Annotated in this window: 13 protein-coding genes; 7 read left to right on the top strand and 6 right to left on the bottom strand. The window is 69.9% G+C overall.

Features of this window, described 5'->3' with window-relative positions:
* Positions 1-24: 24 nt before the first annotated feature.
* Positions 25-1,383, top strand: coding sequence for a methyltransferase (locus ABZ345_RS27130; RefSeq protein WP_359854357.1), 1,359 nt, complete (start codon positions 25-27; stop codon positions 1,381-1,383).
* Between the two features lie 35 nt (positions 1,384-1,418).
* The gene (locus ABZ345_RS27125; protein WP_359854354.1) at positions 1,419-2,762 is read left to right on the top strand and encodes a glycosyl hydrolase family protein; all 1,344 of its coding nucleotides are present in this window, start codon (positions 1,419-1,421) and stop codon (positions 2,760-2,762) included.
* Here the strand turns inward: ABZ345_RS27125 and ABZ345_RS27120 are convergent.
* Positions 2,752-3,534 carry a siderophore-interacting protein gene (locus ABZ345_RS27120; RefSeq protein WP_359854351.1) on the bottom strand — a complete coding sequence of 261 codons (783 nt, stop codon included), beginning with the start codon at positions 3,532-3,534 and terminating at the stop codon, positions 2,752-2,754. The two genes, ABZ345_RS27125 and ABZ345_RS27120, sit on opposite strands and share 11 nt — an antisense overlap.
* A complete protein-coding gene (locus tag ABZ345_RS27115) occupies positions 3,531-5,786 on the bottom strand; it encodes an excinuclease ABC subunit UvrA (protein WP_359854349.1) in 2,256 nt (751 codons plus the stop codon). Before ABZ345_RS27115 ends, ABZ345_RS27120 begins: the two co-directional genes overlap by 4 nt.
* Positions 5,787-5,864: 78 nt before the next feature.
* Here ABZ345_RS27115 and ABZ345_RS27110 point away from each other — a divergent pair, with 78 nt between their 5' ends.
* From ABZ345_RS27110 to ABZ345_RS27095, 4 genes are all read left to right on the top strand, one after another.
* On the top strand, positions 5,865-6,638 hold the full coding sequence (locus tag ABZ345_RS27110; RefSeq protein ID WP_359854346.1) for a TetR/AcrR family transcriptional regulator C-terminal domain-containing protein: 774 nt from the start codon (positions 5,865-5,867) through the stop codon (positions 6,636-6,638).
* Between the two features lie 46 nt (positions 6,639-6,684).
* Positions 6,685-7,056 carry a hypothetical protein gene (locus tag ABZ345_RS27105; protein WP_359854344.1) on the top strand — a complete coding sequence of 124 codons (372 nt, stop codon included), beginning with the start codon at positions 6,685-6,687 and terminating at the stop codon, positions 7,054-7,056.
* 46 nt (positions 7,057-7,102) lie between these two features.
* The gene (locus tag ABZ345_RS27100) at positions 7,103-8,140 is read left to right on the top strand and encodes a hypothetical protein (RefSeq protein ID WP_359854342.1); all 1,038 of its coding nucleotides are present in this window, start codon (positions 7,103-7,105) and stop codon (positions 8,138-8,140) included.
* A gap of 73 nt (positions 8,141-8,213) precedes the next feature.
* Positions 8,214-9,761, top strand: coding sequence for a PQQ-binding-like beta-propeller repeat protein (locus ABZ345_RS27095; protein ID WP_359854339.1), 1,548 nt, complete (start codon positions 8,214-8,216; stop codon positions 9,759-9,761).
* Here the strand turns inward: ABZ345_RS27095 and ABZ345_RS27090 are convergent.
* Both ABZ345_RS27090 and ABZ345_RS27085 read right to left on the bottom strand, forming a co-directional pair.
* Positions 9,741-12,350 carry a BTAD domain-containing putative transcriptional regulator gene (locus ABZ345_RS27090; RefSeq protein ID WP_359854336.1) on the bottom strand — a complete coding sequence of 870 codons (2,610 nt, stop codon included), beginning with the start codon at positions 12,348-12,350 and terminating at the stop codon, positions 9,741-9,743. The genes ABZ345_RS27095 and ABZ345_RS27090 overlap by 21 nt on opposite strands.
* A 68-nt stretch (positions 12,351-12,418) precedes the next feature.
* The gene (locus ABZ345_RS27085) at positions 12,419-14,662 is read right to left on the bottom strand and encodes a hypothetical protein (protein ID WP_359854334.1); all 2,244 of its coding nucleotides are present in this window, start codon (positions 14,660-14,662) and stop codon (positions 12,419-12,421) included.
* 189 nt (positions 14,663-14,851) lie between these two features.
* Between ABZ345_RS27085 and ABZ345_RS27080 the strand changes: the two genes are divergently transcribed.
* Positions 14,852-15,499 (top strand): serine/threonine protein phosphatase, encoded by a 648-nt coding sequence (locus ABZ345_RS27080; RefSeq protein ID WP_359854332.1) that lies wholly within the window; start codon positions 14,852-14,854, stop codon positions 15,497-15,499.
* On the opposite strand, the gene ABZ345_RS27075 is transcribed toward ABZ345_RS27080, so the two are convergent.
* On the bottom strand, positions 15,492-16,298 hold the full coding sequence (locus ABZ345_RS27075) for a Ku protein (RefSeq protein ID WP_359854331.1): 807 nt from the start codon (positions 16,296-16,298) through the stop codon (positions 15,492-15,494). The two genes, ABZ345_RS27080 and ABZ345_RS27075, sit on opposite strands and share 8 nt — an antisense overlap.
* A gap of 5 nt (positions 16,299-16,303) precedes the next feature.
* Positions 16,304-17,839 carry a hypothetical protein gene (locus ABZ345_RS27070; protein WP_359854328.1) on the bottom strand — a complete coding sequence of 512 codons (1,536 nt, stop codon included), beginning with the start codon at positions 17,837-17,839 and terminating at the stop codon, positions 16,304-16,306.
* Between the last annotated feature and the right edge of the window lie 62 nt (positions 17,840-17,901).

Here is a 17,901-nt window from a genome sequence, read left to right as displayed (position 1 = left end):
CCCGTGCTGGGAGGGTGAGTCCTCGTGGGAAACGACACCGACATACGCCTGCTTCGAGAGATGTCCGGCCTGGTCACGCCGATGGCGCTGCGGGTCGCGGTGACCCTGGGGCTGCCGGACCGCCTTCGAGCCGATCACGCCGCCAACTCCACACCCACCAACGCACCCGCCACCGCCACGGACGTCGCCGCCGCCACCGACGCCGATTCGGGCGCCACGGGCGCCGCCACAGCCGAAGCTGTTGGCGCTGACACCGCCGACCCAGCAGCCGAGACCACCACTGTCGCCGATGCGGCCGCCGCCACCACAGCCGCGCCTGGTGCTGCCGACGCCGCCACCACCACCGCACCTGGCCCTGCCACCGGCGCCGGCCTCACCACCGATGCGGCCGCCACCGCGCCTAGCTCCAATGCTGCCACCATCGTCGCTACGCCTGGTTCCACCGCCACCGCCACCGTCGCCGCGCCGGTCTCGACCGTCGTCGCTGGTCCCGCCGCGACCGGCCCCGCCACCGTCGACCGCCTCGCCGCCGAGCTCGACGTCGACCCGATGGCCCTCGAACTCCTGCTCGGCCACCTGGTCACCCTCGGCGTCGTCGACCGCATCGACGCCGGCTACCGCACCACCGAGTTCGGCGCGAACCTCTGCGCCGACGCCGGCACCGGCCTGCACAACCTCCTCCACCACGACACCGCGGCCGGCCGCGCCGACCTGGCCTTCGTCGACCTCGCCCACAGCATCCGCACCGGCGAGCCCGCGTACCCGTTGCGCTACGGGCGGGACTTCTGGACCGACCTCGCCGAGCGGCCGCACCTGCGCGAGGCGTTCGACCGGCAGATGACCTGGCGGATCAGGCAGCGGATCCCGCGGTTCGTCGAGGCGTTCGACTGGGCGCGGTTCGCGACGATCGTCGACGTCGGGGGCGGGCCCGGCGACCTGCTCGCCGCCGTGCTGGAAGCCCACCCCGACACCCGCGGGCACCTCGTCGACCTGGAGGCCGGGCCGGCGCGCGCGAACCTCGCCCGGTTCGGCGACCGGGCCGGAGCGAGCAAGGGCAGCTTCTTCGACCCGTTGCCCGCAGGACGCGACGCCTACCTGTTGTTCGACATCCTGCACGACTGGGATGACGACGGGGCCGGCCGCATCCTCGCCCGGTGTGCGGAGGCCATGACACGGGACGCGGTGCTGGTGGTGATCGAAGGCATCCGAGGTGTGGGGGCCGCGACCGAGATGGATCTGATCATGCTGGTGCACTTCGGCGGACGGGAGCGGAGCATCGCGGAGCTGGAGAAGCTCGCTGAGCCGCACGGGTTGGTGCTCGCGGGCACTACGAAGGTGCAGGGCGACCACTCGGTGCTCGAATTCCGGAAACATCCGATCTAAGGTGGGATCGCCGCCGCACGGACGAAGGGACTCCCATGCGTCGAGCAGCGGCCGTTGCGGCCCTGTTGATCGTGTTCACCGGCACGTCCGCGCACGCCGCGCAGGCCGCGCCGGCGGTGAGCGTGCAGGTGGATTCCGCCAGCAAGAGCGAGGTCGCCAGGGACTTCGCCGGCTTCAGCTACGAGAAGGACCGGGTCGGGGCGCGGATGTTCAACGCGCGCAACACCGACCTGGTCCGGCTGTTCCGGCTGCTCGGGCCGAGTCTGCTGCGCATCGGCGGCAACCTCGTGGACATGACCACCTGGAACCCCGCGGGTACGGGCGGCAAGGCGGACGAGGTCACGCCGGCCGACATCCGGGAGCTGGCGATGTTCGCCAAGGCCACCGGGTGGAAGGTCATCTACGGCATCAACCTCAAGACCAACACGCCCGAAGCCGCGGCCGAGGAAGCGCAGCAGGCGGCCAAGATCCTGGGCAAGGACCTCACCGCCTTCGAGATCGGCAACGAGCCGAACGTCTACGTCAAGACGTGGCCGGAGTACGAGGCGTTGTTCAGCAAGTTCGCCGACGCGATCCGCGCGAAGGTGCCGGGGGCGAAGTTCGACGGTCCCGGCGAGGCCAACAAGACCGCGTGGGCGATGGACTTCGGCCGCACCCAGAAGGACCGCGGCGCCACGATTCTCTCGACGCACCAGTACATCGCGCGCAACGACAAGGCGTCCATCCCGGACATGCTCGCGTCGAACAAGTCCGGGCGGCTGCCGAACGCGTCCGCCGCGATGCAGAAGGCCTGGGAAGCCAACGGGATCAAGCAGTGGCGCGTCACCGAGGCGAACAACTACTACCACGGCGGCGCGGACGGCGTGAGCAACGTGCAGGCGGCCGCGTTGTGGTCGCTGGACTACCTGTCGGGCGTCGCGGCGCAGCAGGGGTCCGGCATCAACTTCCACGGCGGCACGTCGACGCAGTTCCCGCTGCACTACTCGCCGATCCGCTACGACGGGCTCGACCCCGTTGGCGTGCAGGCGGTCTACTACGGTGAGCTGCTCTGGAAGCTGGCCGGGCCCGGCGCCTACCACGCGGCGAGCGTCACCGGCGCGGACGAGGTCACGGCGTGGGGGATCGGCAACAACGCGTTCGTCAACAACAAGAACGCGAGCAGCGTCACCGCGACGGTCAAGTTGCCCAAGAAGGCCCATCACGCCAGCGTCTACGTGCTGACGGCACCGGCGCTGGACTCCAAGGAGATCACCATCGCGGGGTCGAAGGTGGAGAAGAACGCGAAGTTCACCCCGCGGCCCAAGTCCGTGAAGGTGACCGGCACGACGACCACGGTCGACGTGCCGGCCAACAGTGCCGTCCTGGTGGTCACTCGCTGAGCGCGGCGATCCGCTCCTGGGCCTCGGCGAGGTCGTCAGCAGTCGGAGCGTCGTCCTGGGTCAGCGAGCGCCGCCAGTAACCGGCGAACTCGATGTCCTTTTTGGACACGCCGAGGCTGACGAAGTGCCTCCGCAGTGCGCGCACCGCGGAGGCCTCGCCGCCCAGCCACACCCAGACCGACCCGGCGACTTCAGCAGAGGTCACCACCGACACCAGGTCCTCCCCGGCGCTGCGGTGCACCCATCGCACGCCGGGGATGGCCTGTTCCTCCAACGGATCCGCGACCTCGACGAACGCCAGCCGCCGCTGCGAGGCGGGCAGCAGCTCCAGCAGCGAGGCGATCGCGGGCAACGCCGTCTCGTCGCCCGCGAGCACCAGCAGGTCCGCGGTCCCGAGCGGACGGGCGTAGTCGGGCGAGGGCCCGAACCTGCCGATGACGTCACCGACGCGAGCGGAAGCAGCCCATGCGGACGCGGGACCGTCGGTGCCGTGCAGCACGAAGTCCACGGTCAGCACGCCGTCGACCAGCGACCGCACGGTGAAGCTGCGCATCCACGGCCGTTCGGACTCGGGAATCGCGAGGTAGGCCTGGTACCAGACGCTCACGTCGGCAGACGAGGACACCAGCGCCGAGCCGCCAGGCTTGGGGAACAACAGCTTCAGCTGCTGGTCCGGCCAGGTGCCGACGTCGGCGAGCCCATCGCCGGTGAACGTCATCCGCACCATGCGCGGCGTCAGCGGAACGACCGACGAGACCGCCAGCAGGCTCATGACAGGTACTCCTTCAGATGCTGGGCGGTGAGGGTGTCCGAGCCGGAGACGAGCTCGCCCGGCGTCCCGGTGAACACGACCTGACCGCCGTCGTGCCCGGCACCCGGCCCCATGTCGACGATCCAGTCGGCGTGCGCCATCACGGCCAGGTGATGCTCGATCACGATCACCGTGTTGCCGGCGTCGATCAGCTGGTCGAGCAGCCCGAGCAGCTGGTCGACGTCCGCGAGGTGCAGACCGGACGTCGGTTCGTCCAGCACGTACGTCGAGGCCTTCTCCGCCATGTGGATCGCGAGCTTGAGCCGTTGCCGCTCGCCACCGGACAGCGTGGTCAGCGGCTGGCCCAACGACAGGTAGGACAGGCCCACGTCGTTCAGCCGGCTCAGCACGACACGCGCCTGACCGGACGGGAAGAACGATAGGGCCTCGGCCACGGACATGCCGAGCACCTCGCTGATGTTCTTGCCCCGCAACGTGTAGCGCAACACCTCGGGCGTGAACCGCTTGCCCTCGCACTTCTCGCACACCGTCGCGACGCCGGCCATCATCGCCAGGTCGGTGTAGACGAGCCCGATGCCCTTGCAGTGCGTGCACGCGCCCTCGGAGTTCGCGCTGAACAGCGCGGCCTTCACGCCGTTGGCCTTGGCGAACGCGGTCCGGACCGAGTCGAGCAGCCCGGTGTAGGTGGCGGGGTTGGACCGGCGCGACCCGCGGATCGGCGACTGGTCGACCGTCACGACGCCGGAACGCCCCCGCAGCGACCCGTGGATCAGTGATGACTTGCCGGAGCCCGCGACGCCCGTGACGACGGTGAGAACGCCGAGCGGGAGGTCGACCGACACGTCCTTCAGGTTGTTCGTCCGCGCGCCGCTGATCGTCAGGAAGCCTTGCGGGGAGCGGAACTCCGGCCGAAGCTTGGCCCGGTGGTCGAGGTGCCGCCCGGTCAGCGTGCCCGAAGCGCGCAACCCGGCCACGTCCCCGGAGTAGCAGAGGTGGCCGCCGTGGACGCCCGCGCCGGGACCGAGGTCGACGACGTGGTCGGCGATCGCGATGGTCTCCGGCTTGTGCTCGACGACCAGGACGGTGTTGCCCTTGTCCCGCAAGCGCAGCAGGAGGTTGTTCATGCGCTGGATGTCGTGCGGGTGCAGGCCGACGGTCGGCTCGTCGAACACGTAGGTGATGTCGGTGAGCGACGATCCCAGGTGCCGCACCATCTTCACGCGCTGCGACTCGCCGCCGGACAGCGTCGCGGACTCGCGGTCGAGCGAGAGGTAGCCGAGGCCGATCTCGACCAGCGAGTCCAGGGTGTTGCGCAACGTCGCCAGCAGCGGCGCGACGGACGGGTCGTCGATGCCGTGCACGAACTTCGCGAGGTCGCTGATCTGCATCGCACAGCAGTCCGCGATGTTCACGCCGCGGATCTTCGAACCCAGCGCGGCCTCGTTGAGCCGTGCGCCGCGGCAGTCCGAGCAGGTCGTGAACGTGACGGCCCGGTCGACGAACGCCCGGACGTGCGGCTGCATCGACTCGCGGTCCTTGCTGAGGATCGTCCGCTGCAGCTTCGGGATGAGGCCCTCGTAGGTGACGTTAGTGCCGCCGATGTTCAGCTTGGTGGTCGGCTTGTACAGCAGGTCATCCAGCTCCTGCTCGGTGAACGACGCGATCGGCTTGTCGGCCGGGTAGAGGCCGGAGTGCGCGAGAACCCGCCAGTACCAGGTGTCGACGCCGTAGTTCGGGGCGTCGATCGCGCCGCCCTCGAGCGACTTCGACCGGTCGACGATCGCGTCCACGTCGATGGTGGTGACCTTGCCCAGGCCCTCGCAGGCCGGGCACATGCCCTCGGGCAGGTTGAAGCTGAACGCGCCGGACGTCCCCACGTACGGCTCGCCCAGTCGGCTGAACACGATCCGCAGCATCGTGTGCGCGTCGGTGGCCGTGCCGACGGTGGAACGGGAGTTCGCGCCCATCCGTTCCTGGTCGACGATGATCGCCGCGCTCAGGTTGCGCAGCGCGTCCACGTCCGGGCGCCCGATCGACGGCATGAACGACTGCAGGAACGCGGTGTAGGTCTCGTTGATCATGCGCTGCGACTCGGCCGCGATCGTGCCGAAGACCAGCGAGGACTTGCCCGAACCGGACACGCCGGTGAAGACGGTCAGGCGGCGCTTGGGGACGTCGAGCGACACGTCCGCGAGGTTGTTCTCCCTGGCCCCGCGCACCTGGATCACGTCATGGCTGTCGGCAACAGTCACTACAGCTTCCCCCACTGATTCTTTATGCCGTAAAGTATCGACCAACGAGGTTACTTTACGTTGTAAGGAGTCGCAACCGTGGTCGTCTACGCAGGTCAGGGCGACCCGCGCCGCTCCATCGAGCTGCTCTGGCGCGGGCCGGTCACCGAACCCCGTCCTGGCCCGAAGCCCGGACTCAGCGTGGACGCGATCGTCGACGCGGGCATCGCCGTGGCCGACGAGCAGGGCATGGCCTTCTCGATGCGCGCGGTGGGGGAGCGTCTCGGCCGCACCGCGATGGCGCTCTACACGTACGTGCCGGGCAAGAACGAGCTGGTCGACCTCATGTACGACCGCACGATGGCCGAGCTGCCGACCTCGTATGCGCTGGAGGACGGTTGGCGCCCCGCCGTGACGCAGTGGGCGAGCGACATGTGGGAGTGCTACTGCCGCCACCCGTGGGTGCTGCAGGTGTCGCAGGCGCGCCCGGTGCTCGGCCCGCACGAGTTCGCCGTGACCGAGGCGCTGGCCGCGATCCTGATGTCCACCGGCCTGCCAGGTCGTGAGCTGCGGGGCATCGTCGGCGCGATCAACTACTTCGTGCGCGGCGCGGCCCAGACCATCGCCGAGGCCCGCGCCGCCGGTGGCGCGACCGGTGAGGCGGACGAGGAGTGGTGGTACGCGCGGTCGGCGGTGTTGCTGGAGATCGAGCCCGACCTCGCGAAGAAGTTCCCGATGCTGCACGTTCTGGAAAACGATCGAGAACCTATTGATCCTTCGTTGCCGTATCTGGAGAACGACGCGCTGGAGAACTTCCGCAACGGATTGCGCGTCCTTTTGGACGGCATCGAGGGCGCTGTGGCAAAACCGTGACAAAGTCCGGACCTCGATGGCACATGAACCCGATGAGATCGTGTCCATGGCGATCGGCAGACTATGGGCGGCCGTCGCGTGCGTGATGGTGCTGACGGCGCCGAGCACAGCGGCCGCCACCTCGATACGGCACTACCGGCCCGCCGTCATGACGATGGGCTACGCGGTAGGCGACCTGCACGCGGAGGTCCACGCGCCGCGCACGCTCGTCGGCACACGGCCCCTGGTGTTCAACTTCCGCGGCTACGACGACATCGCGCAGTCGTTGGCGCAGCAGGGATCCGTCGTCGTGCTGGTGAGCGACCGGACGGCGTTGGACCGGCACATGCGGCTGTGGCGTGAACTGAGCGAGGCCAAGGGCCCGCTGGCGGAGCGGTTCCGCGGGTTCGCGGGCCACTTCTCCGTGGCAGAACCGTGACACGGTCCTCACAACTCCCTCAGAAGTGGCCGGTTGGATCACCGGCATGGCAATCGGTAGAACCGCGGCCGCCGTCGCGCTGGCGATGGCGCTGACCGCGCCGAGCACCTCTGCGGCCCCCGAACAACTCACGGCAGTCAGAAAGGTCGAGTACTCGCTCGGTGACCGGGCCTTCCAGGTGCCCGGCTTTCACACCGAGCCGGGTGGTCCCGTCGCGGACCTCGAGCTCACCGCGGTCGTGCACGCCCCGCGCACGCTTGTCGGCAAACGGCCGCTCGTGCTGCTCGCGCACGGCTACTGGAAGCCCTGCCAGAACGACCAGTGGGCGTGGCCGTGTCCTCAGGGGGACGCGTTCCCGAGCTACCGCGGGTACGACTACCTGGGAGAGGAGTTGGCGCGGCAGGGTTTCGTGGTCGTGTCGGTGAGCGTGAACGGCGTCAACGCCGGTGAGATGGGCGAACCGGCGGACGTCGCACGAGCCGCCCTCATGACCAAGCACCTGGAGATGTGGCGCGACCTCAACGATGGCAAAGGCCCGCTCGCCCAGAAGCTCAGGGGCTTCAAGGACCACGTCGACCTGACCAACGTCGGCACGCTCGGCCATTCGCGCGGTGGCCGGGGCGCGGTCTACCAGGCGTCGGACAAGCACATCGCCGAACTACCCCGAGGCGTGCGGATCAGGGCGGTCCTGCCGCTCGCACCCGCGGACTACTACGCGCCGGACCCGGAAGCACCGGAGAACCTCGACTACCGGATCACCAGGATCCCGTTCGCGGTCATGACCGGCAGCTGCGACGGCGCCGTCAGCGGAGGCAGCTACGTCGACAACGCCAAGGGGCGCAACCTCGTCCCGATCCACGCGGTGACCCCGAAGTACGCCAACCACAACTACTTCAACACCGAATGGTCCTACGACAACGACAGCAGGTGCCCGGACACCGCCCTGACTCCTGAGCAGCAGCGCAGGGTCGCGACGACCTACATCCCGGCGTTCTTCCGCCAGTACCTGTACGGCCGGTCGAGCCCCGTCGTCAGTCGTGGCTATCCGGGCGTCGACGTCGTGACGCATCAACCGATCGGCTAAGCCTCGACGAGACTTTAAGCGGTCGCGGTCCCCCTTGCGCCACTGCCAAGGTGAGTGGTGGAAGGGGGATTCCATGTTCAAGACAACTGCGCTGCTCACCGCGGCGCTGGTAGTGCTGACCGCCGGACCCGCAACGGCTCACGCGAGCGGCGACTGGGCGGGGTGGCAGAAGGATCTCAACGGATCGAGGCACAACGCCGCGGAGTGGCGCCTCAACGCCGGCAACGTCGGCAAGCTCAAGCTGAAGTGGGCGTTCGCCTACCAGAAGGGTGACGTCAACTTCGTCCGCAGCCAGCCCGCCGTCGTCGGCGACACCGTCTACTTCGGCGGCCCCGACGGCAAGTTCTACGCCCGCAACGCCCGCACCGGCGCGCCGAAGTGGGAGTTCGCGCTCCCCGGCGCGGCCAGGCCGGTGTACAACTCCGACGGCCCGACCGTGTCCGACGGCAAGGTGTTGTTCGGGGACAGCGCGGGCCGGCTGTTCGCGCTCGACCAGCGGACCGGCCGGCAGCGCTGGCAGACGCAGATGGACACCACCATCGCGTCGATGACCACCAGCTCGCCGATCGTCCACAACGGACTGGTGTACGTCGGTACGTCCAGCGCCGAGAACACCTTGCCGCGCGACTACGCGTGCTGCACGTTCCGCGGCCACATCGACGCCTACGACGTCGACACCGGTGCACTGGTCTGGCGCCACTACACGGTGCCGGAACCGGTCGAGGTCGGGACGTGGCCGAACGGCGCCAAGCGGTTCGAGCCGTCGGGTGCCGGGGTGTGGAGCTCGCCGGTGATCGACAGGAAGACCGGCACGCTCTACGTCGGCACCGGCCAGAACTACACCGGCAAGGGCGGCGAGTTCGACTCGCTGCTCGCGCTCAACGCCCGTACCGGCGCGGTCAAGTGGACCAACCAGGTCACCAACGCCGACACGTGGCGGTACGCCTGCGTCGAGCCCGACCCGGACGGCTACTGCCCAGGGCTCAAGGACAACACCAACCTCGACTACGACATCGGCGCGACGCCGAGCCTGTTCGAGGTCGGCGGACGGCAGCTCATCGGTGTCGGCCAGAAGTCCGGTGTGTACCACGTGTTCGACGCCAGGACCGGCGAGGTCGTGTGGCGCCGCCTGCTCGGCACGCCGTGGCCCAGCGGTGGCCTCGGCGGCATCCAGTGGGCGGCGAGCTACGACGGCCACCGGCTCTACATCGCCACCTACGTCGCGAGCCCCGGCAAGCTGTTCGCGGTGGATCCCGCCAACGGCAACGTCCTGTGGGAGACACCAGCACCTGCTGACGGCTGCTCGACGGGTGGCGTGGCCGGTCAGCCCGGTTGTGCGCCCGCGCACGGCGTTCCGGTGTCCTCGACACCCGGTGTGGTGTGGCTGGGCGCGCAGGACGGCAAGTTCCGGGCGTACAGCGCCAAGACCGGCAAGATCCTCTGGACCTACGACACCATCCAGGACGTTCGCGGTGTCAACGGGCTGACCGGGCGCGGCGGCAACATGGCGGGACCGGGCACGGGAGCGGTCATCTCCGACGGGATGGTCTACGTCCAGTCCGGCTACTTCGCGAACTACGAGAACCCGAACGGGCACGTGCTACTGGCGTTCGGCCTGTAGCTTCTCGAGAACGGAGTCGGTCGGCAGACCGGCTCCCGCCCGCAGCTCCAGAGATTTCTGCCAGGCACGGCGAGCAGACTCGGCGTCACCCGCGGCCGCGTGGGCGTCGCCGAGCTGCTCGTAGGCGGCGGCCTCCAGCGGGAGGTCGCCGCCGATCCGGAAGAACGCCGAGGACTGCGTGAACGCGTGCGCGGCCCGGGAGTAGTCGCCGAGCCCGAAGTAGCCGGTGCCGAGGTTGTCCCACGTCTCGGCCTGGCCGATCACGTGGTCCATCGCCTGCCACATCTTCATCACGCGCTCGGCGTACTCGACGGCCGTCGCGTACTCGCCGATTTTGCCGTAGCCCCAGGCAAGTCCGGTCAGCGCGTTGGCCTGCCCGTACTCGTCACCGCACTCCTCGAACAGCGCGAGCCCGCGCCGCGTGTACTCCAGCGCCTCCGGGATCTGGTCGTCCGGGCACAGCATCGCGATGTTCAGCAGCACGCCCGCCTGTCCGGCCGGGTTGCCGGAGTACACCTCGAACGCCCGCTCGAACGCCGCCCTGGACTCGGGCAGGCGCCCGGCCCTGCCGAGCCCGCGGCCGAGGTTGATCAGCGTGCGGCCCATGCCGTCGGTGTCGTTGAGCTGTTCCACCGCGGCGAGCGCGAGTTGTTGCGACGTCAGCAGATCCTGGTAGAGCGCCTGCCGGTCGAGCACGTCCGCGAGCGACCAGCCCATCAGCCACGTCTGCGTCGGGGTGCCGTGGGGCATCGCCGACATCAACGCCGGGTGCTCGGCCATCAGCCACGCGAACGCCTCCTCGTGCGTGCTGATCGGCGTCACCACCACGCCAGGGGCCGGCTGCGGGGTGGCCGGGCGGTGGCGGCTCGGGGTGAACACGACACCGGCTTCGACGCTCGTCAGCGCGAGGTGGTCGAGCAACCGGTTCAGCGCCGCCACACCCTCGTCGTGCTCGGCCAGCTCGGCCGCGTAGTCGCGCAGCAGGTCGTGGCACGTGAACCGGCCCGGCTCCGGCTCGTCGAGCAGGTTCGCCCTGGCCAGCTCCGCCAGCAGCGCCGCGGTCTCCGGCACCCCCAGCCCCGCCAGCGACGCCGCGCCCGCGAGGCTGATGTCCGAGCCGGGCATGAGGCCGAGCAACCTGAACAATCGCAGCGCCGGTGGGCTCAGTGCCCTGCAGGAGTGGGAGAACACCGAGCGCAGGTCCGCCGTGACGTCATCGTCGTCGGCGAACGCGTCGAGGTCGGCCAGCTCGTCCGCCAGCGCTGCCAGCGGAAACTCCGGCTGCGTCGCCGCACGGGCCCCGGCGACCGCGAGTGCGAGCGGCAGGCGGGCACAGCGGCGCACCACGGTGTCCACCGCCTCCGGTTCGGCCTGCGCGCGGTCGTGGCCGATGCGCGACGCCAGCAGCTCACGGGCGTCGTCGGGCGGCAACAGGCCCAGCGGCAGCGACTGCGCCCGGTGCGACGGCTTGAGCGCGGTCCGGCTCGTGACCACCACGTGGCTGTTGGGCGTGCGCGGCAGCAACGGCTCGATCTGGTCGGTGTCGGTGGCGTTGTCCAGCAGCATCAGGACCTTCTTGCCGGCGAGCGTGTCCCGCAGCAGCTCCGACTGCCCGGCCAGGTCGTGCGGCACCTTCGCGCGCGGCACGTCCAGCGCCGACAGGAACCGCAGCAGCGCGTCACCGGGGCTCAGCGCCGCGCCGGACGGGCCGAAGCCGTGCAGGTTCACGTAGAGCTGGCCGTCCGGGAACCGTTCCGACGCCTGGTGCGCCCAGTGCACGGCGAGCGAGGTCTTGCCCACGCCGCCGGTGCCGGTGATCACGACGACGCCGTTCGGAGCGTGGTCCAGCTCGGCCAGTTCCAGGGCGCGCCCGGTGAACGGCTTGGGCGGCGCGGGCAGCTGCCGGGGTGCCGACGCGGCCTGCAGACGGCGGTGCAACGTGACGAGCTGCCGCGACGGTTCGGCACCGAGCTCGTTGGCGAGCCGGGCTTTGAGCAGGTCGAAGTGCTTCAAGGCGTCGGACGTGCGGCCGCTGCCGTGCAACGCCTCGATCAGCTGCGCGGCGATCCGCTCGTCCAGCGGGCGTTCGGAGGCGAGCACCTGCAGCTGCGGCACCAGCGTCGTGTGCTCGCCCGAGTCCAGGCGCTCGTCCACGTGGTCGAGCCGCGCCGCCAGCAGTTCGGCGGCGAAGTCCGCGCGCAACGACCGCGCCCACGGGGTGTCCAGTGTGGACAGCAGCTCGTCGTCCGCGAGTGCCAGGGCTTCCGCGATCCGGCCGGTGCGCACCAGATGCCGGAACAGGTGCAGGTCGATCTCCAGCGGATCGACGCGGATCACGTACCCGCCGGCCTCGCGCTCGATCAGGCCGGGCAACGTCTGCCGCAACCGGGTCAGCCACGTCTGCATCATCGCGCGGGCACGGGTGGGCGGCGCGTCACCCAGGACGCGCTCGACCAGCTCGTCGGCTCCGACCACCCGCCCGGCGTCCACGAGCAGGACGCCGAGCAGCGCCGCCAGCCGTGTCCGGCCGAACTCGGTCAGGCGGCCGCTGACCGACGCCGAGACTCCGCCGAACACCGTGAAGCGCACGGTGATCACCGTAGTCGTTCCAGCGGCGCCGGCACCTCGTCGGCGAGCTCACGGAGGCGGTGCGATGATCACCTGATGATCGCGGCGCCGGTCGCGCTGAACGCCGTGACCGGCGGGAGGACGGCGATCTTCTGCGGCTCGGGGAAGTCGGAGTTGTCCCGGAACCCCAACGCGCACTCGGCGTTGGGCCCCCAGCCCCACAGACTGCCGTCGGCCCGCAGCGCGAACCTGCCGACGACCTTCGTGACATCGGTCAGCTTCTTGACCCGCGTCGGCACGGTCACCAACCGGCCGGTGTTGCCGACGCCGGCCATACCGCTGGAGTGCGAACCCCACGCGACGACGGTCTTGTCGGCCAGGACGGCGAACCCGGTCCGGTACGCCGCCCCCACCGACACGACGCCGGTCAGGTCCCGCACCGGGGCCGCGGTGCCCGACTCGCCGGTCTCGGCGCCGTTGCCGAGCTGCCCTTCCGCGTTGCTGCCCCACGTCCACACGGTGCCGTCCGAGCGCAACGCGTACCGGGTGTCATACCCGGCGACGAGCTCCTTGACGTCCGTCAGACCGGTCACCTGGACCGGGGTCGGCGAAGACGGTGTGCGCGTCGTGCCGTTGCCGAGCTCACCGGCGAAGTTCTGCCCCCAGGACCACACCGTGCCGTCCGAGCGCAACGCGTGGCCGGCGCCCCCGGAGGCGGCGATGGCGATCACGTTGTCGATGCCGGCGATGCGGACGGGCAGGTCGACGATGCGGTCCGGTGTCGTCTGGGGTCCGACCTGGTCGACGTAGTTCTCGCCCCAGCCCCACACGGTGCCGTCGGAACGCAGCGCGTAACCGTTGTCCCCCGTGGAGGCGATCGCCGTGATGCCGGACAGCCCCTTCACCCGGACCGGGACCGACGCGAACCCGTAGTACCCCGCGTGCCACCCGGCGCCGAGCTGGCCCCAGTTGTTCGGGCCCCACGCCCGCACCGTGCCGTCCGCCAGCAGGGCGTAGCGGCCGGCGAGTGCGGTCACGCCGCTCAGCCCGGACACCGGCCGGGGCGTCGGCTCGCCGAAGTACTGGTTCTCGCCGACGCCACCGCCCGAGCCCAGCGACCCGGCGTTGCTCGAGCCCCACGCCAGCACGCACCCGGTCGTGCAGGTGGACGGCGCGGGGGCGAAGTACCCGGCCAGGTCGACGATCAGGTGCATCGCGCCGGCGTTGGGCTTGATGTTGAGCACGCCGTACATCCCGAGCACCACCACCGACAGGTTCGGCACCGTGCCGCCCTGGGTGACGTTGAGCGTCGACGACCTGAAGTCCCAGACGGGCGACACGCTGACGTGGGTGGTCTCCGTCGCCTCGGTCGCCGTCACGTTCATCACGACCGCGGACGCGTTGGCCGGGACGGAGTCGTCCGCGTCCAGCGACAGGTTCAGCGGACTGTCCGGCCGGGGCATCCACGACGAGCGCGTGTCCGCGACCCGCCTCGGGTCCAGCGGGTAGTAGGCGAGTCCCTCACCCGGCACGTAGAAGCCGGCGAGGTCGGCGATCAGGTCGATCCCGCCCAGGTTGTTGACCAGGTCGACGGTGCGGTCGGTGCCCAGCGCGACGGTCACCAGGTTGGCGCGGGTGTCGCCCGGCACCAGGTTCAGGTTCGACGTGTCCGGCCGGGGCTTGCCGTGCGGCCACGCGATGACGTGCGTGCCGGCGGTGACGTTGGTGGCGGTCAGGTTGAACGTCACGGCGGTCGCGTCGGCGGGGACGAGACCGGACAGGTTCAGCGGCAGCGAGCCGTCCGGGTTGCGCGGCGCCACACCGGTCCCGTCGCGGGTGTCCAGGGCGCGCGTGGGCGGCAGCGGCTGGTACAGCGCGCCGGCACCGGGCGTGTAGTGGCCCGCCAGGTCGGCGATCAGGTGCACCGAACCCGCGTTGTTGTACAGGCTCACCCTCCGGCTCTGGTCCAGCCGCACGGTGACCAGGTTCGGCCGGCTCTCCCCGGCGACGACGTTGAGGTTCGACGCGGACGGGCGCGGGCTGCCGGAGGGCCACACGATCACGTGCGTGGCCGACGTCGGCTCGGTCGCGGTCACGTTGAGCACGACCGCCGTGGTGCCGACCGGTGTGCGGGACGACAGGTCCAGCTCGACGCTCTGCCCGGCCGTCACCGGTCCCGGCGCACCGAGCCCCGTGCGCGTGTCCAGCACTCGCAGCGGCGTCACGGGGGTGTAGGAGGACGCGACCGGCTCGGCCGCCGCGGTGGCGGGTGACGAGACGGCGAGCGCCGAGAGCATGAGCGCTGCCACAGGCAGCACGAGACGTCGCATCATTCCGCTTCCCCCAGGACCACGTCGGTATCGCGCGGGAGCGTACCTCCTGGTCGGGGGGTGCAGAACCGGTTTGAGAACTCGCCGCGGGAGGACCGGTTTCGCCGGGCGGCGAAACTCTAGAGCTTTTCTCAGGCTGCTGACAGCAGACTCTTGGCCACGCAGGGCTTAGTGGAGGTCAGGGAGGTCGCCATGCTGATTGATCGCACCAGGCCACTGGGTACCGCGCTGACCGTCACGTACGCCTCAGAACGTGGACCGCGCACGCACAACGCCGACGCATACGCCACCAACGGCCGCCGCACCTTCGTCGTGGCCGACGGGGTGGGTGACTCGGTGGCGGCGAGGGAGGCCGCGCATGCCGCCGCCCAGGCCGCAGCCCTGCTCACCGACCCGGTCGCCGCGATCCTGGCCGCCAGGGACGCCCTCCAGGTGCACAGCGGGGACGCCGTGATCGTGGTCGCCGTGGCACGCCTGGACGGGGGCTTCGACGTGGCGTGGGCCGGTGACGCCCGTGCGTACGCGTCTGCCGGTGACGACCTCGTGCAGCTCACGAGTGACCACACCGTGGCCGAGTACTTCCGCGAGCGCGGGGTGGTGCCCCAGCCGCGACTGGAGCACGTCGTGACGAACACGGTCCGGCTCGCGAAGCCCGAGAACATCGGGAGGGCCGGTACGAGGGCCGCCAGGCTCGTGCTGGCGTCCGACGGCGTGTACGGGCCGTTGGGGCACGACGGGATCGAGGCGATCATGGCCGGTCACGCCTCGGCCGAACGGCTCGTCCGCGCGGCTCTGTACGCCGGTGGCACCGACAACGCGACGGCTCTCGTCGTCAGCTGACCTTCTTCTTGCCCCGCTTGCTCTTGCTCGCCTCGACGCTGCGCTGCAACGCCTCCATGAGGTCCACGACCCCCGTGGCCTCGGGAGGCTCGGCCTCGACGACGACCTTCTTGCCCTTCTGCTTCGCCTTGATCAGCTTGTTCACGCGCTCGGTGTAGGTGTCGCGGTAGTCCTTCGGGCGCCAGTCGTCCGCCATCGACTCGACCAGCGACATCGCCATGTCGAGCTCCTTGCCGCGGGGCGCGCGGCCCTCGGGCGTCACGTCCAGCACGTCCTCGGGCTTGCGGATCTCGTCCGCGAAGAACAGCGTGTGCACGGCGAGGATCCCGTTGTCCTCCTTCAGCGCGGTCAGGTACTGCTTGCCGCGCATGACGAACATCGCGATCCCGGCCCGGTTCGTCTTCTTCATCGCCTGCGCCAGCAACAGGTACGGGCGCGAGAACTCGGGCTTGGCCGGGCCGAGCCAGTACGTCTTCTGGAAGTACACCGGGTCGATCTCGCCGAGGTCCACGAACGCCTCGATGTCGAGCGTGCGCGACCGGCCGGGAGCGATCTCGTCCAGCTCGTCGGGTTCCACGACCACGTACTCGCCGCTGTCGACCTCGTGCCCCTTCACGATCTTGTCGTAGGGCACCTCACGTCCGGTGCGCTCGTTGACGCGCTTGTACCGGATGCGGTCGGACGTCCCGCGCTGGAACTGGTTGAAGTGCACCGTGTGGTCCTCGGTGGCGCTGTACAGCTCCACCGGGATGCTCACCAGCCCGAAACTGACCGACCCGCTCCAGATCGCCCGTGCCATGCGGGTCAGATACCCGCTTTCACCCGCACCGAATCGCGCGCCTCGTACAGCCTGCCGTCCACCACGACGCGCGGCAGGTGCGGCCCGCTCGTGGTGTACGTGTGGGTGACCTGCCGGCCACCCGCGGCCGAGGTCCCGTCCCCGAAGTACCAGCGGAACTCCTGACCGGCGGGCGCCTCCAGCGTGACGGTGTCGCCCTCACGAGACATGTCGAGTGAGGACTGCACGGAGTCGAGCCCGAACCACTGCCGCAGCTGCTGGTTGCGCAGGAAGTTCTCCGCGTACTGCCGCGATCCGACCGTGTCGGGGTGCGCGACCGCCGCCGTCAGGCACTGCACCGCCGTGGCGCTGTACCGGGGACATGCCTCCTGCCGCAACGAGAACTGCGAGTCCTCGTGCGGAAGCTGCCAGACCTTGTGGTCGGCCGCGAACGCCGCGTTGTCCAACGTGAACAACCCGTCGCCCACCACCGCGAACGGCCCGTCGGACGAAGCCGCGTTGGCCTCGGCGACCGCGACCCGGTAAGCCTCGCCGGACTCGCGCGTGAACTGCTCGAACCGTTGCGGCGCACGCGCGATGTTCTGCAGGCACAGCTGTTCGTTCTGAGCCGAGAACCCGCGGTCCGTGCAGAACCAGCTCGGTATGAAGCTCGCCCGGCTCAGCGCGTAGTAGAAGTCGACGACCAGCACCTTCGGCCGGCCGGGCAGGGAATGCGCTTTCTCGATCGCCTCCCGCATGCCGCGCCCGCCGTACCCGACCTTGGCGCCGCTGAAATACGGCACGTCCCGAGCCGGGTTCGTGGGTGCCGCACCGACACCGCCGCACTCGCGCTTCACCGCAGTCGGGACGTCCTCGGTGCCGGGAGTGATGCCCAGCGGGATGCCGAGCAACGGGTCCATGTCGTTGATGCAGCCGTTGATGATGACGAGATCAGTCGGGTGCTCGGCGGCCTTGTCCAGCTGGCAGAACACGTCCGGCAGCTGCGCGGTGACCTCGCCGAGCTCCATCTCGCCGTCACCGTCGGGGTCCTGGACGTACGAGCCGGGGCACTCGACGTCGGGAGCGTCGAGCACGGCACCCGAGATCGAGTAGTCGCGGTGCGCGAACCCGCGCCCGGTCGCGGCCCCGAGCAGCGAGGCCGTCAACCGCGGGAACTTCTGGTGCTGGTCGACGCCCTGGTTCCACACCACGGAGTCGCCCACCGACACGACCCGGACGGGGTTGCAGCCGTCGGAGACCTCGTCGTGCCACACCTTTCCGTACGCACGGCCGGGTTCGCGCGCGTCGACCAGGAACTCGCCGGTGCCGGGCAGCGTGAAGTCCGTGCCGCTGCCGGTGATCACCACGCCGTTCTGTCGAACGCGCCATTCGACGACTTGGCCGGTGGGGTTGAAAACCGTCACCCGGCCCGTTGACGGTTGACCGCACACGGCGGTCACGTCGACGTCGAGGATGAGCGGGTAGTCCGGAGAAACCGCTGCTACGGCAGGGGATGAGCCGGAGATCACGACTGCGGCGACCGCCGCGGGTAACGCCCTCATGGAGCCGCAGCATACGGTACTGAGGTGTCTCGTTAGTCCACGTGTGCAACCTCCGGGGTGTG

It is taken from the genome of Lentzea sp. NPDC005914 (assembly GCF_040629405.1).
In the GTDB taxonomy this organism is placed as follows: domain Bacteria; phylum Actinomycetota; class Actinomycetes; order Mycobacteriales; family Pseudonocardiaceae; genus Lentzea.
This window is presented reverse-complemented; position numbering and strand designations above follow the sequence as displayed.